The organism is Luteococcus sp. H101, assembly GCF_038433155.1.
In the GTDB taxonomy this organism is placed as follows: domain Bacteria; phylum Actinomycetota; class Actinomycetes; order Propionibacteriales; family Propionibacteriaceae; genus Luteococcus.
In genome coordinates this window covers 18,230-30,810 of sequence record NZ_JBCDMW010000015.1, presented here as the reverse complement: position 1 = coordinate 30,810, position 12,581 = coordinate 18,230, and the positions used below count along the sequence as shown (strand labels likewise).

Here is a 12,581-nt window from a genome sequence, read left to right as displayed (position 1 = left end):
GGATGACGGGGCCGGTGGGCATGGTTCGCTCGGCTCGGGTGATTCAGTCGGCCAGGACCAGGTCAGCGCGGGCGGCGCGGCGCTTGTCATTGACCCGGCAGATGACCTCGCTGACCAGGTACATCACGGCCATCGGGACGGCCAGGGCGCACATGCTGAACGGGTCCTGCGAGGGGGTGGCGACGGCGCCGAAGACGAAGCAGGCGAAGATGCCCAGTGCCCGGTACTTTGCCAGGGTGGCCGCGCTGAGCACCCCGACCAGGTTGAGCGCCACCAGGATCACCGGCAGCAGGAAGGCACCGCCGAAGACCAGCAGCATCACGGACAGGAAGTGCAGGAAGTCGTTGATGTCCTGCAGGTTGGTGACGCCGTCGGGGGTGAAGCCCAGCAGCATCACGAAACCCTTGGGGCTGATCCAGTAGCCCAGCAGGACGCCGGACAGGAACAGTGGGATGCCGGTGCCCAGGAAGGCCAGCGAGTACTTCTTCTCCTTGGCCAGCAGGCCGGGCGCGATGAAGGCCCACAGTTGGTAGAGCCAGATCGGGCAGCTGGTCACCAGGCCGGCATAGAGACCGGTCTTCAGCGTGAACATGAATGGGGTCGACAGGCCGCTGGCCACCAGACTCACGTCGGCTCCCGGATGGGCCTGCTTGTAGATCTCGATCGACTGCATGTAGGGGCGGAAGACCAGGCGGTACAGGAATTCGTTCCAGATCAGGCAGAGGACCATGGCCACCACGACGGCGATCACCGAGACGATCACCCGGTAGCGCAGTTCCTTGAGGTGGTCCACCAGCGCCATCGCGCCCTCGTCGTCGGGGCGCGGTGGTTTCATCCAGGACAGGTCGGGGCGCCGCCTACGCCGGACGGTGGCGCCAGTGGAGCTGGCCACGATCAGGCTTCGTACTTCTTCTCGGTCTCGACGATGGTGCCGTCGGCCGTCTCGGTGACGCGGTGCGTCTCCACCTGCTTGGCCTGCTCATCCTTCTTCAGGGAGGAGGTCTCCTCCTTGAACTCCCGGATGGCGCGGCCGGAGGCCTTGCCGACGCCCGCCAGCCGGGTGCCGCCGAAGAGCAGGATGGCAATGGCAAGGATGATCAGCAGCTCGGTGGGGCCCAGGTTGGGCATCTCGTCTCCTAGGGATCAGACGCAGGAGGTTCCCGCGTCGGCATCAGTCCGGGTGGAGCGTTTCGCCGCGGCGTCGCGTTCCGCAGGCAACTCTAGCTCCCCCAGCAGGCTGACCAACTCACCCAGGGTGCGGCCCTGCTCGGCGAGCTCCCGTACCAGCGCCCGAGCCTTGCGCCACAGCATCCAGCCGCAGCCCAGCAACATCGCCAGCCAGAGCAGCCCAATCCCGCACCACAGCAGCAGCCAGACCATCATCAGCCCTTGTCGGCGGCCCGTTGGGAGGCGATCTCGTCGGGCGGGTCGGTGCCGAAGACCGACGCATTCAGCGCCAGCGCATCCACCGCGGCCTGCGCCGCATCCCGGCCGGCACCGGCGGGCTCCAGCACCCGCGCGCCGCCCCCCAGCCGCAGCAAGAGCGAACGCAACCAGTTGGGGTCGGCCACCGGAAGCGTCGCCACCAGAAGTTCACCGTCGCTTCCGGAGCCGTGCACCTCCAGCGTCGGGTAATACTCGGTGATCCAGGCCGCCGACGGCTGCAGCTCCAGCGTCACGCTGGCCTGATTCGTCTCGAACCAACCCGCCACCGGCTTCGGCGGCGTCCCGTGGGCCTCGGCCGGCAGCGCCAGCAGCTCGGCGCGGACAATCCGGTCCAGCTTGTAGGTGCGCCAAGCATCGCGCTCCAGACTCCAAGCCTGCAGGTAGGCGGCACCGTCGCGCAGGTCGATCCGCACCGGATCCACCTCGGGTGTCGACGTGTGCCCGCGGGTCAGGCCGTCGTAGACCAGCCGCACCCGCTTGCCCTCGTCGATGGCGGCGGTCAGCACGCTGCGGACCGTCTCGTCGCCGCTGGCCACCCGGATCGCCACCCGCTCGGACTCCCCCGACGTGGTCAGCGCCTCCAGCTTCGACAACGCGCTGTGCACCGAGCGAGCCGTCTCGCCACTGGCCACCTCGGCGACGGCGCGCAGCGCCACCACCAAGCTCATCACCTCGTCCAGGGTGAAACGCATCGGCCGGGCCAGGTAGTCGGCATTGGTCAGGTGGATGGTGCCCTGCTCCTCGGCGGCGTCCATGTCGATCTCGATCAGGTCACCCGGCAGCCCACCCGGCAGGCCGCACATCCACAGCACGTTGAGGTCCTTCATCAGCTGCGCCGGAGTGATCTTGAAGGCCTTGGCGGCCTCGGTCACGGCAATCCCCTGGTGCGCCTGCAGATAGGGCACCAGCGCCAGCAGCCGCGCCACCTGGTCCGCGGAGGTGCTCATGCGGCGCCCTCCCGTCGGGCGACGGCGCGCAACTGCTCCAACACCTGGTAGCGCAGCGCCACCGGCTCCACCACCAGCGCATCGTCGGCGGCGGCGCAGATCTCGGCCACCAGATCGGCCCGGTTGGCATAAGGCACCCGCCACACCGTGAAACCGGCGGGCAGGGCGACGGCGGTCGGGCTCGGCTCCGAGCGTCGGGTCATCCCAGGGGCGTGTCCCTCACGGATCGCCACCAGGGCGGTGGAGGCGGGACCGCTGGGCTCCAGCCGTCGGGCCAGCTCCGCCAGGTCCACGTCGGGCACCTGATAGGCGTCGCGCGCCTCCTCCAGCACCGGCTGGCTGGTGATCCGGCTCATCTTGAACATCCGCGGCTCCCCGCGGGTGAGGTCCTGCCCCATCACATACCAGCGGCCCTTGCGCCAGGTGACGCTCCACGGCTCCAGTACCCGCTCCGGCTCGCGGTTGCGGTAGCCGAAGTGCACCCGTCGACGCTGCAGAGTGGCCTGCCAGATCGCCTCGAAGGCCGGCTCCTGCGCGGTGACGCTCGGTTCGAGCGCCGCCAGCCGGTCCGTATCCGGTTCGACGCCGGCGGCGCGCAGCTTGGCCAGGGCATTCACCGTCTGCTCGGCGACGCTGGCCTGCTGCCACACCCGAGCGGCGGCCCCCAGCGCGGTGGCCTCCTCGGCGGTGAACTCCACCGGCGGGAACTCGAAATTGGCGCGGCGGATCCGGTAGCCCGGCTCGTCGTCGAACAGGCTGTCATTGTGGCCGGTCTCCACCGGCACGCCCATGGCCCGCAGCTCATCCTTGTCCCGCTCGAAGGTGCGCTCGAAGGTGACGTCGCTCAGCTCGTGGTAGCCCTCGACGATCTCCCGGATCTGCTCCTTGGGCAGAAAACGACGCGCGGAGAGCAGGCAGATCGTGAGGTTCACGATACGTTCGCTCTTGCGTGGCGCCATGCCTGACCTTCTGCCGGGGACGTGCGTTCGGGGCAGGAACGAGGCTACCAGCGGAAGGAGAGCCGATGAGCGGAGCGGGACGGTTTGCCCCCTCACCCACCAGCAGCCTGCACCTGGGCAACCTGCGCACCGCGCTGCTGGCCTGGCTGTGGGCGCGCAGCCAGCACCGGCGCTTCCTGCTGCGAATCGAGGACCTGGACCAGCAGCGAGTGGCCGCCGCACCCGCCGTCGCGGAGCAGCAACTGGCCGACCTGGCGGCGCTGGGCATTGACTGGGATGGCGAGGTGGTGCGGCAGGGTGATCGGCTGGAGCTCTACCGTCGGGCCGCCGAGGGCCTGGAGACCTATGAGTGCTTCTGCACCCGACGCGAGATTGCCCAGGCCTCCCAGGCCCCCAACGGCGGGCCGGGCGCGCCCAGCTGGCGGCCCTATCCCGGGACCTGCGCCGGGCTGTCGTCGGCCCAGCGCGCGGAACGTCGGCTCACCCGCCAGCCGGCAATCCGGGTGCGCGCCGGGGGTACTGCCTTCACCGTCCACGACGCCCATGCCGGCGAGGTGAGCGGCCCGGTGGACGACTTCGTGCTCTTCCGCGCCGACGGCACCCCGGCCTACAACCTGGCCGTGGTGGTGGACGACGGTCTGCAGGGCATCACCCAGGTGGTGCGCGCCGACGACCTGCTGGACTCCTCCCCACGGCAGGGCTGGCTGGCGGGCCGTCTGGGCTTCGAGGTGCCGGACTACGTGCACGTCTCCCTGGCGCTCAACGCTCAGGGCCAGCGGCTGGCCAAACGCGACGGTGCCGTCACGCTGGCCGACCGCCAAGAGCTGGGCCAGGGGCCGGCCGAGGTGCTGGCCGAGTTGTGCGCGTCGGCAGGGCTGGAAAAGGGCCGGGACGCAGCCGAGGTGTTGGCTCGGCTGCTTCCCGGTGACCTGGTCAATGACCTGGTGTGGACCCCGTGGGTGGTTGGTGCCTGATCAGGCGCCGGCCTGACCCTGCTGGATGTCGATCACGTAGACCAGCGTCTGGGTGGAGGCGCTGGGGGTGGCCGACGGGCTGGCCGAGTTGGCCTGCGGCTTGGGCTGGTCCTTGGGCGGGATGACCACCATCACCCGGCTGCCGACGGTCTGACCCACCAGCCCCTTCTTCATGGCCGGGATCAGCTGGGAGACCTGGAGGGGCTGCGGCGCCTGCTGCGCGGAGTAGCTGTCCTCCAGCAGCTTGCCGGTCTTCCAGTCCCAGGCGCGGTAGGCCACCTGCAGCATGAACTTCTCGGTGACCTTCTCCCCCGGCGCCTGCACCAGCGGCTGCACCACGGTCTCGGCCGGCGCCGCGGTCTTCGGCATGGTGGCGGTGGGGATGCCCTGGGCGTCGTCCTTGATGGTGGGCAGGCCCGCCTTGGGGGCGACATTCTTGGAGGTCTCCAGGATGTCGATCACGAAGACCAGGTTGTCCCCCTTCTGGATGCCGGCGTTGGGATTGCCGTCGGCATAGCCGTCGGCGGCGGTCATCATGGTGACCACACGGCTGCCCAGCTTCTGCCCCTCGATCGCCTTGGTGAAGCCGGGCACCACGCCGCGCAGGCTGAAGGTGGCGGCCTGGCCACGCTCGAAGGAGGAGTCGAAGACCTTGCCGTCGCGGGCATTGACGCCCTGGTAGTTGACCTTGACGGTGGCGCCCTTGGCGACGGTCTCCCCCGTACCCGGGGTGAGCACCTTGGTCTGGGACTTGTCGATGGCCAGCGGCCACTTGGCGGTCACCTTGGGCGCCTTGCCGACGGTGGCCGGGGCGACGGTGATGCCGGACAGGTCCTTGACCTGGGTCGGCTTGACCGTCGGGGTGGCCGCCGCGGAGGCCGATCCGGAGGCGCTGGCGGCCGGGGCAGAGGAGGCGCCGGAGGCGGCGGCCGAGGGGCTGGCCGACGCGTCGTCGCCCTCCTTGCTGCCACAGGCAGCCAGCGAGGCGCTCAGGCCGACGGCGAGCAGGGCCACGCCGGCGCGGCGCAGCGGGGTGGTCATGGTCTGCGAGAAGATTCGAGGCACCCGTGCAGATTACCCGAGGTCCGAAGGACCCCAGCTCTTCCGGGCCCGGGTGAACGTCGCCGAGGCCCGCCGCCGGGGCTCGCTGGCCATCCGTGAGATCACGTCGTCGACGGCCGGATCCGTGGTGCACAAGGGATCCGACACGACGACGGTGCCGCCGTCCAGGTCATGGCACTGGTAGGTCATCCAGTCCACGGTGTAGTCCCGCTGGTGGCGCTGGGCCGCCGCGACGAAGGCCGCCCGCAGCACGGCCCGGGTGCTGGCCGGCGCCTGGTCAACGGCTCGCTCGGCCGCCCCGTCGGCCAGCCACCGGGCCACCTGCCCGCGGCTCTCCGCGATCCGGGCCAGCCCCTGCCCGGGCACGATGTCATGCCAAGCCAGGTCCAGCTGGGCCAGCCGCGGATCGTCGTCGGCCATGGCGTGCCGCTCCTGTTGTGCCCGCAGCAGCCGCCGCTTGGCCACCCAGTCAATCTCGGTCTCGATCCGGTGCAGCGCCCGGTCCTCGACGGCGGACAGCACCCTGGCCCACAGCCGGTGGGCCTCGGCCAGTTCCTCGTCGTCGACGAAGGGCTCGGCCGCCCGCCACCAGTCCCACTGGATCTGCAGGGCGGCGGCGCCGTCGTCGGTCACCGGGGTGCGGCCGGTGACGTCGGCGGCGACGTCACGGATGATCCGGCCGGGTTCCGCGATGCCCCTCGACAGGCTCGGGGAACGGGGTGGGGCGCCCGGGGAATGGGGTCGCGCGGCACCGCCGGCCTCGATGGCGCGCAGCACCAGCTCGGTGGCGCCCAGCCGGAGCAGCGTGGTGGGTTCCAGGAGGGTGGAGTCCCCCACGATCACGTGCAGCCTGCGGAAGCGTTCCGCGTCGGCGTGCGGCTCGTCGCGGGTGTTGATCATCGGCCGGGAATGGGTGGTGGCCGAGCTCAGCGGGTCCCACATGTGCGCGGCCCGCTGGGAGATCCGGAAGCGGCCGCGGCCCAGCCGGTCGCGCTCCCAGTGGCCGGCACCGCACAGCAGCTGCCGGGTGACCAGGAAGGGGGTGAGCGCGCCCACCAGCCGGTCCAGATCACCCGAGCGGGCCACCTGGAAGTTCTCGTGGCTGCCGTAGCTGTTGCCGTGGGAATCCACATTGTTCTTGACGATGCTGATCCGGGCCTGCAATCCCTGCTGGGCCAGCGATTCCCGGGTACGCTCGGCCAGCCGGGCGATGATCAGGTCACCCGCCCGGTCCTGGGCCACCAGCTCGGCCAGGGTGGAACATTCGGCCGTCGCGTATTCCGGGTGGGAACCGACGTCCAGGTAGAGCCGCCCGCCATTGCGCAGATAGACATTGCTGGCGGCATTGGCCTCGACCACGGGTGCGAAGAGTTGCTGGGCGGCCTCGTCGGAGGACAGACGCCGCCACCCGGCGGGGTTGGCGGCGTCGGCCGGGCGTACCCGCAGCTGGAGGCCGTACTCGGTCTCCAGACCGCGAACGCGTCTCGTGGTGGGGTTCACATCTTGACGGCGTCCAGCAGGAAGCCCAGCTCGTCGCGGGTCAACTCGCGGGCCTCACCGATCGGCAACTGGCCCAGGCGGACCGGGCCGATCGCGGTGCGGCTCAGCTTGCGCACCGGGTGGGCGACGGAGTCCATCATCCGGCGCACGATCCGGTTGCGGCCCTCGTGCAGCGTGATCTCCACCAGGGAGCGGCTCTCCGAGCGCATCACCAGCTTCACCTTGTCCGGCTTGACCGGGCCGTCGTCCAGCCGCAGGCCCTTCTCCAGCCGTCGGATGGTCTTGTTGTCCAGGAAACCCTCCACCTCGGCCAGGTAGGTCTTGGGCACCTTGTACTTCGGGTGGGCCATCCGGTGGGCGAACTCCCCGTCATTGGTGAGGATGATCAGGCCCTCGGTCTCGGCGTCCAACCGGCCGACGTGGAAGAGCCGCAGGTCCTGCCAGCTCTTCTTGTCGAACTCGATGTCGCCCAGGGTGGGGCGGCCCTCCGGGTCCTCCATGGTGGACACGACGCCGCGGGGCTTGTTCACCACCAGGTAGGCGTGGCGGCGGGGCGGCGGGATCCGCATGCCGTCGACGCGAATGGTGTCGCGGTCCGGGTGGACCCGCATTCCCTGCTCGGTGACCAGACGGCCGTTGACCTCCACCCGGCCCTTCTCGATCATGATCTCCGCGGCGCGGCGCGAGGCCAGCCCGGCGGTCGCCAGCACCTTCTGCAGCCGGATGCCCTCGGACTCCTCCGGGGCCTGGGGGTGTTCGGAGGCCTCGCCGGGCTCGGTCACCGTATCGGGGCCTTCAGGGTTGGTGGTCTCGTCGACCTCACGGTCGTCGTGCTCAGTCATGGTTGTCCATCTCTTGTTCGTCGACGGCGACGGGTTCGTCGGCCTCGGGGAGCACCGGCGGCGCGTCGTCCGACGCGGTGTCCACCTCCACGGTAGCGGCAAGTTGCGACAATTCCTCTTCCAGCGCGGAGGCATCGGGCAGGTGCGGGGCCAGCGGGGGCAGCTCGTCCAGGCTGGCCAGGCCCATCCGCTCCAGGAAGTAGTCGGTGGTGCTGAAGACCATCGCGCCGGTCTGCTCATCCGCCCCGGCCTCGCTGATCAGGCCCCGGGCCAACAGGGTGCGCACCACCCCGTCGACGTTCACGCCGCGCACCGCGGACACTCGGGCGCGGCTGATCGGCTGCAGGTAGGCAATCACGCTGAGGGTCTCCAGCGCCGCCTGGGAGAGCTTGTTGGACTGGCCGGAGACCACCCAGCGGCTGATCAGCTCCGCGTGCTCTGCCCGGGTCCAGTAGCGCCAGCCTCCGCCGACATTGCGCAGCTCGAAACCACGCTGACTACGGTCATAGAACTCGACCAGGTTGGCCAGCGCCCGCTCGGTCACCGGCAACGGCTGCCCGATGGCCTCGGCCAGGGTCTCGGCGGGCACGGGCTCCTCGGCCATCAGCAGCAGGGCCTCCAGGGGGCCCTCCGCCTCCTCGGCCCGCTCCTCCAGACTGGCGGCGGTCAGCTCCCGGTCGGGCAAGTCCGCCCCCGTTCCGGCTGGCCCACTTCCCGCCGTGCCCTCGGCGGGCCCAACCACCGGTTCCGGCTGCGGATCACTCATGCCTGGTCTCCCGTCTCGTCGCTGCGGTCCTCGTCCTCGCCGGTCTGGTCGAACTCGTCGCTGATGGTGAGCTCCTCGTCGTCGTCCCCGGTCCAGCGGATGGTCAACTCCCCCAGCGGGGTGAGCTGCTCGAAGCTGATCACCCGGTTGCGGAACAGTTCCAGCAGGGCCAGGAAGCGCACCACGGTGGTGATCTTGTCCGCGTCGCCCGTGAGCGCGCGGAAGGTCAGGGTGCTGGCGCGACGCAGCCGGTCGGCGATCACCTCCGCCTGTTCCCGCACGGTCACGGTGGAGCTGTGCAGGTGCTCCAGGCTGACCTGCACCACCTCCGGCGGGGTCATCGCCCTGGCCGCGATCTCGGCCAGGCGCTGCGGCGTGGCCCGGATCTGCACCTCGGGCAGCAGCCCGGCGAAGCGTGGCTCCAGCCCACCGGGGCGGGCAAAACGCAGGGTCTCGGCCTCCATCCGGCTGGCGAAGGCGGCGCTGACCAGCTTGAACGCCCGGTACTGCAGCAGCCGGGCGAACAACAGGTCCCGTGCCTCCAGCAGTGCCAGGTCCTCCGGGTCCTCCACCTCCCCCTTGGGCAGCAGCCGGGCGGCCTTGAGGTCCAGCAGGGTGGCGGCCACCACCAGGAAGGAGCTGGTCTGCTCCAGGTCCCACACGGCGCCGCCGGCCTTGACGTGGGCGATGAACTCGTCGGTCACCCGGCTCAGGGAGACCTCCGTCACGTCCATCTTGTGCCGGCTGATCAGCTGCAGCAGCAGGTCGAAGGGGCCCTCGAAATTGTCCAGCACCACCTGGAAGCCCTTGTGAACCCCCTCCTCGGGGGACTCGATCAGCGCCGGCTGCTGGCTGGCCACCTCAGTGTCCGTTCAGCCGTCGGGCCAGGTCGCTCTCCGGGCCGCGGACGGCCAGGTCCTCCATCGCCAGCGCGATGGACTCGCGCACAATCCGCCCGCGGTCCACCGCCAGGCCGTAGTCGCCGCGCAGCATCAGCCGCGCCTGCTCCAGGGCCATCAGCTCGTCGCGGCTGACGTAGACGGTGATCTTCTCGTCGTGCCGCACCCGGCCGGAGGCCGTCGGCTTGACCGTCTTCGCGGCGACCGGCTTGGCCTGCGGCGCGGGCTTCGCGGGCGTCGGCGCGGGTTCGGGCGCCGCGGTGACCTCGACGCCACCGGTGGTGCGGAAGAGTTCCGAGGCGCCGGGCAGGCTCACGCGCCGTGGCATCGAGCCAGGACCTCCTTGGCGAGCTGGCGGTAGGCCGCGGCGCCGGGCGAGCTGGAGGCGTAGGTGGTGATCGGCTCCCCGGCGACGGTGGTCTCCGGGAACTTGATGGTGCGCTTGATCACGGTGTGGAAGACCTGCTCACCAAAGGCGTCCACGACGCGCTCCAGCACCTCGCGGGAGTGCAGGGTGCGGCCGTCGTACATGGTGCCCAGGATGCCCAGGATCTCCAGCTTCGGGTTGAGCCGCTCCTGCACCTTGCTGATGGTGTCGGTCAGCAGGGCGATGCCGCGCAGCGCGAAGAACTCGCACTCCAGCGGCATCAGCACATAGTGCGACGCGGTCAGGGCGTTGATGGTCAGCAGCCCCAGCGACGGGGCGCAGTCGATCAGGATCACGTCGTAGTCATCCTGCACCTTCTCGATCACCCGCAGCAGGGTCTGCTCCCGGGCCACCTCGCTGACCAGCTGCACCTCCGCCGCGGACAGGTCGATGTTGGACGGCAGGATGTCCAGGCCCTCCACGACGGAGGTCTGGATCACCTCCTGCGGGGTGTATTCCTTGCTGAGCAGCAGGTTGTAGATGCTGGTGTCCAGGGTGTGCGGGTTGATCCCCAGCCCCACCGACAGCGACCCCTGCGGGTCGAAGTCCACCAGCAGCACCCGGCGGCCGGTCTCCACCAGCGCGGCACCCAGGTTGATGGTGGTGGTGGTCTTGCCCACGCCACCCTTCTGGTTCACATTGCTGATCACAATCGCACGCCGCTGCCCCCCTGCCGGCGGCGTCGGCTCGGGGAGCTCCGGGAAGATCCGGCCGGTCGGGTCCTCCTCGCCGGCCGGGGTCTGCACGTCATTGCGCTTCCTGCCCTGGCCTGCGGGAACCTCGAACAGCGCCTGGTCGGTGGCCGGGCGGCTGTCCTGCTGGACGTCCTGCGGATCGCTCGGATTGGGCTCCACGATGTGCCTTTCCTGCTGGGTGCCAGTTGTCAACGACGGCGCGGCGGGCCGCAACCTGTCCGTCCAAGCCTAGTGCGTCCGACGGATCCCCCGTTCCCGCGGGAGAGGATCCGGGCGCGGGCCGCCCCTGCGAGAGTTGCGCACCATTCCCTGGTGACCGCGGCCCTCCACCGACGCCAGCGGGTGACGGCGCCATCACCGGGCGATGATGCGCAACGTTTGCAGGGTGGGTTCGCTTGAGGTCCCCCCGGCGACGATGAATACTGGGCCCCCACCGCACGGCAAGCCACCCGAGGAGGTCCGATGCCCCGATCCGCCAACTCCCACCCGCGCAAGGAGAGCGCCCTGAGCACGTGGCTGGTCCTGGTGGCGATGGCCTTCACCATCTCGGCCCACGTGATCAACCTGGCCCAGGGCGCCCACTTCAGCCCCGCCCGCTGGGTGCTGTTCGCAATGTCGATCGGCCTGGCCCTGTGGGCCGTCGCCCAGCTGGTCCCTCGGCGCCGCTCCGACTAGCCAAGGGTTGGATCGGTCCCAGGACGTGGACGCATGGTGCCGGAACAGGTACACAGCCCGCGGACCTGGTGACGGCATGTCCAGGTGACTGTCGGTTTGGCGCACCACGACGCGTTGGCGCCCGATACCAGCACCTGGCGCGGCACTCTACGGGAGCCAGACGTCGGTTACACGCGCCAGGACAGGATGGCGCGGGCAACCGGCAGCCACCGCGGCGGCTGAATCAGCACCCCAGGGTTCAGCTCACCAAGTGGTCAGCCCGTGGGCACGGAACTGGCCGCGCACCCGCTCCAGGCTCTCGGGCGTCGGCGGGGGCACGTCGCCCAGCTGGTAGGTCATCCCCAGCCCGGCCCACTTGTCCCGCCCCATCTGGTGGAAGGGCAGCACCTCCACCCGGCTCACGGTGCCCAGCGTCGCGACGTGCTCCGCGACGGCGGCCACATTCTCCTCGGCGTCGGTCAGGCCGGGGACGCAGACGAAGCGCAGCCAGATCTCGGTGCCTGCCTCGGAAAGGCGGCGGGAGAAGTCCAGCGTCGGCTGGAGTTCGCGGCCGGTCACCCGACGGTAGGTTTCGGGCAGCCCGGACTTGATGTCCAGCAGCACCAGATCCAGGTTGCCCAGCATCTCGTCGGTGCAGTTGGCGCCCAGGAAACCGGAGGTGTCGATGCAGGTGTGGATGTCCATCGCCTTGGCCTCGGCCAGGAGCCGGGCCAGGAAGGCGGGCTGCTGCAACGGTTCGCCACCGGAGACGGTCAACCCGCCCTTGGTGGCGCGAAAGATCCCGCGGTAGCGCTTCAGCCGGGCCACCAGGTCATCCAGCAGCACCGGTTCACCCTTGGCGGTGAACAGCGTGTCCGGGTTGTGGCAGTACAGGCAGCGCAGCGGGCAGCCGGCCAGGAAGACCGTCATCCGGGTGCCTGGGCCGTCGACGCCGGTCACCAGCTCCCAGGAGTGCATGGAACCCAGCCGGCCCTCGCGCACCGCCTGGACGTGCTCATGGTGGGTCATCTCCCCCGACGAGTCGATGCCCGCCGTACCCCGGCCGGAGGCGCGCAGCCGCGGCACCTCCAGCTCGACCGGCTCGGGCCGGTACTCGCCGGAGATGCCGTCGGCCCAGACCATCAGGCGTTCTGGTGGAAGGTGCGGGAGATGACGTCGCGCTGCTGGTCCTTGGTCAGCTTGACGAAGTTCACGGCGTAGCCGGAGACGCGCACCGTCAGGCTGGGGTACTTCTCCGGGTTGGCCATCGCGTCCTCCAGCGTCTCCCGGTTCAGGACATTGATGTTGGCGTGGTACAGCCCGGGCTGGGTGCAGCGCTCGGCCCGAGCGGCATTCATGTCGGCGAGGCGCTCGTCGAAGGTCTTGGTGCTCATGATGTGGGTCCTTTCG

16 protein-coding genes are annotated in these 12,581 nt (G+C 70.0%); 2 read left to right on the top strand and 14 right to left on the bottom strand.

The features are described from left to right. Positions 1-43 precede the first annotated feature (43 nt). The 5 genes from tatC to AAEX60_RS05720 are packed head-to-tail and all read right to left on the bottom strand — an operon-like array spanning position 44 to position 3,352. Positions 44-892 carry a twin-arginine translocase subunit TatC gene (gene tatC, locus AAEX60_RS05740; protein WP_342101815.1) on the bottom strand — a complete coding sequence of 283 codons (849 nt, stop codon included), beginning with the start codon at positions 890-892 and terminating at the stop codon, positions 44-46. Positions 893-894: 2 nt separating this feature from the next. Further along, a complete protein-coding gene (gene tatA, locus AAEX60_RS05735) occupies positions 895-1,128 on the bottom strand; it encodes a twin-arginine translocase TatA/TatE family subunit (protein WP_342101814.1) in 234 nt (77 codons plus the stop codon). 15 nt (positions 1,129-1,143) lie between these two features. Continuing rightward, positions 1,144-1,383, bottom strand: a complete 240-nt coding sequence (locus tag AAEX60_RS05730) for a hypothetical protein (protein WP_342101812.1) — start codon at positions 1,381-1,383, stop codon at positions 1,144-1,146. Continuing rightward, on the bottom strand, positions 1,383-2,393 hold the full coding sequence (locus AAEX60_RS05725) for a helix-turn-helix transcriptional regulator (RefSeq protein WP_342101810.1): 1,011 nt from the start codon (positions 2,391-2,393) through the stop codon (positions 1,383-1,385). The genes AAEX60_RS05730 and AAEX60_RS05725 overlap by 1 nt, the downstream gene beginning before the upstream one ends. Next, positions 2,390-3,352: a helix-turn-helix transcriptional regulator gene (locus tag AAEX60_RS05720; protein ID WP_342101807.1), complete on the bottom strand. Its 963-nt coding sequence runs from the start codon at positions 3,350-3,352 to the stop codon at positions 2,390-2,392. The genes AAEX60_RS05725 and AAEX60_RS05720 overlap by 4 nt, the downstream gene beginning before the upstream one ends. A gap of 65 nt (positions 3,353-3,417) precedes the next feature. Here AAEX60_RS05720 and gluQRS point away from each other — a divergent pair, with 65 nt between their 5' ends. Beyond that, complete coding sequence (gene gluQRS / locus AAEX60_RS05715; RefSeq protein WP_342101805.1) at positions 3,418-4,326, top strand: tRNA glutamyl-Q(34) synthetase GluQRS; 909 nt, start codon at positions 3,418-3,420, stop codon at positions 4,324-4,326. On the opposite strand, the gene AAEX60_RS05710 is transcribed toward gluQRS, so the two are convergent. Genes AAEX60_RS05710 through AAEX60_RS05680 form a run of 7 tightly spaced genes read right to left on the bottom strand, consistent with a single transcriptional unit; the run spans position 4,327 to position 10,676 of the window. After that, positions 4,327-5,391, bottom strand: a complete 1,065-nt coding sequence (locus AAEX60_RS05710; protein WP_342101804.1) for an FKBP-type peptidyl-prolyl cis-trans isomerase — start codon at positions 5,389-5,391, stop codon at positions 4,327-4,329. A 9-nt stretch (positions 5,392-5,400) separates the two neighbouring features. Further along, a complete protein-coding gene (locus AAEX60_RS05705; RefSeq protein WP_342101803.1) occupies positions 5,401-6,888 on the bottom strand; it encodes a proteasome accessory factor PafA2 family protein in 1,488 nt (495 codons plus the stop codon). Then, positions 6,885-7,730, bottom strand: a complete 846-nt coding sequence (locus AAEX60_RS05700) for a pseudouridine synthase (protein ID WP_342101802.1) — start codon at positions 7,728-7,730, stop codon at positions 6,885-6,887. Before AAEX60_RS05700 ends, AAEX60_RS05705 begins: the two co-directional genes overlap by 4 nt. Next, positions 7,723-8,496 (bottom strand): SMC-Scp complex subunit ScpB, encoded by a 774-nt coding sequence (gene scpB / locus AAEX60_RS05695; protein WP_342101801.1) that lies wholly within the window; start codon positions 8,494-8,496, stop codon positions 7,723-7,725. The genes AAEX60_RS05700 and scpB overlap by 8 nt, the downstream gene beginning before the upstream one ends. After that, positions 8,493-9,356 (bottom strand): segregation and condensation protein A, encoded by an 864-nt coding sequence (locus AAEX60_RS05690; RefSeq protein WP_342101799.1) that lies wholly within the window; start codon positions 9,354-9,356, stop codon positions 8,493-8,495. Before AAEX60_RS05690 ends, scpB begins: the two co-directional genes overlap by 4 nt. A 1-nt stretch (position 9,357) precedes the next feature. Then, positions 9,358-9,723 carry a hypothetical protein gene (locus AAEX60_RS05685; RefSeq protein WP_342101798.1) on the bottom strand — a complete coding sequence of 122 codons (366 nt, stop codon included), beginning with the start codon at positions 9,721-9,723 and terminating at the stop codon, positions 9,358-9,360. Beyond that, positions 9,708-10,676 (bottom strand): ParA family protein, encoded by a 969-nt coding sequence (locus AAEX60_RS05680; RefSeq protein ID WP_446721276.1) that lies wholly within the window; start codon positions 10,674-10,676, stop codon positions 9,708-9,710. Before AAEX60_RS05680 ends, AAEX60_RS05685 begins: the two co-directional genes overlap by 16 nt. 303 nt (positions 10,677-10,979) lie before the next feature. Here AAEX60_RS05680 and AAEX60_RS05675 point away from each other — a divergent pair, with 303 nt between their 5' ends. Beyond that, positions 10,980-11,192: a hypothetical protein gene (locus tag AAEX60_RS05675; protein ID WP_342101797.1), complete on the top strand. Its 213-nt coding sequence runs from the start codon at positions 10,980-10,982 to the stop codon at positions 11,190-11,192. A gap of 243 nt (positions 11,193-11,435) precedes the next feature. Here AAEX60_RS05675 and pflA read toward each other — a convergent pair whose 3' ends face one another. Next, a complete protein-coding gene (pflA, locus tag AAEX60_RS05670) occupies positions 11,436-12,314 on the bottom strand; it encodes a pyruvate formate-lyase-activating protein (RefSeq protein ID WP_342101796.1) in 879 nt (292 codons plus the stop codon). Next, positions 12,314-12,565, bottom strand: a complete 252-nt coding sequence (grcA2, locus tag AAEX60_RS05665; RefSeq protein ID WP_446721275.1) for an autonomous glycyl radical cofactor GrcA2 — start codon at positions 12,563-12,565, stop codon at positions 12,314-12,316. The genes pflA and grcA2 overlap by 1 nt, the downstream gene beginning before the upstream one ends. Positions 12,566-12,581 lie beyond the last annotated feature (16 nt).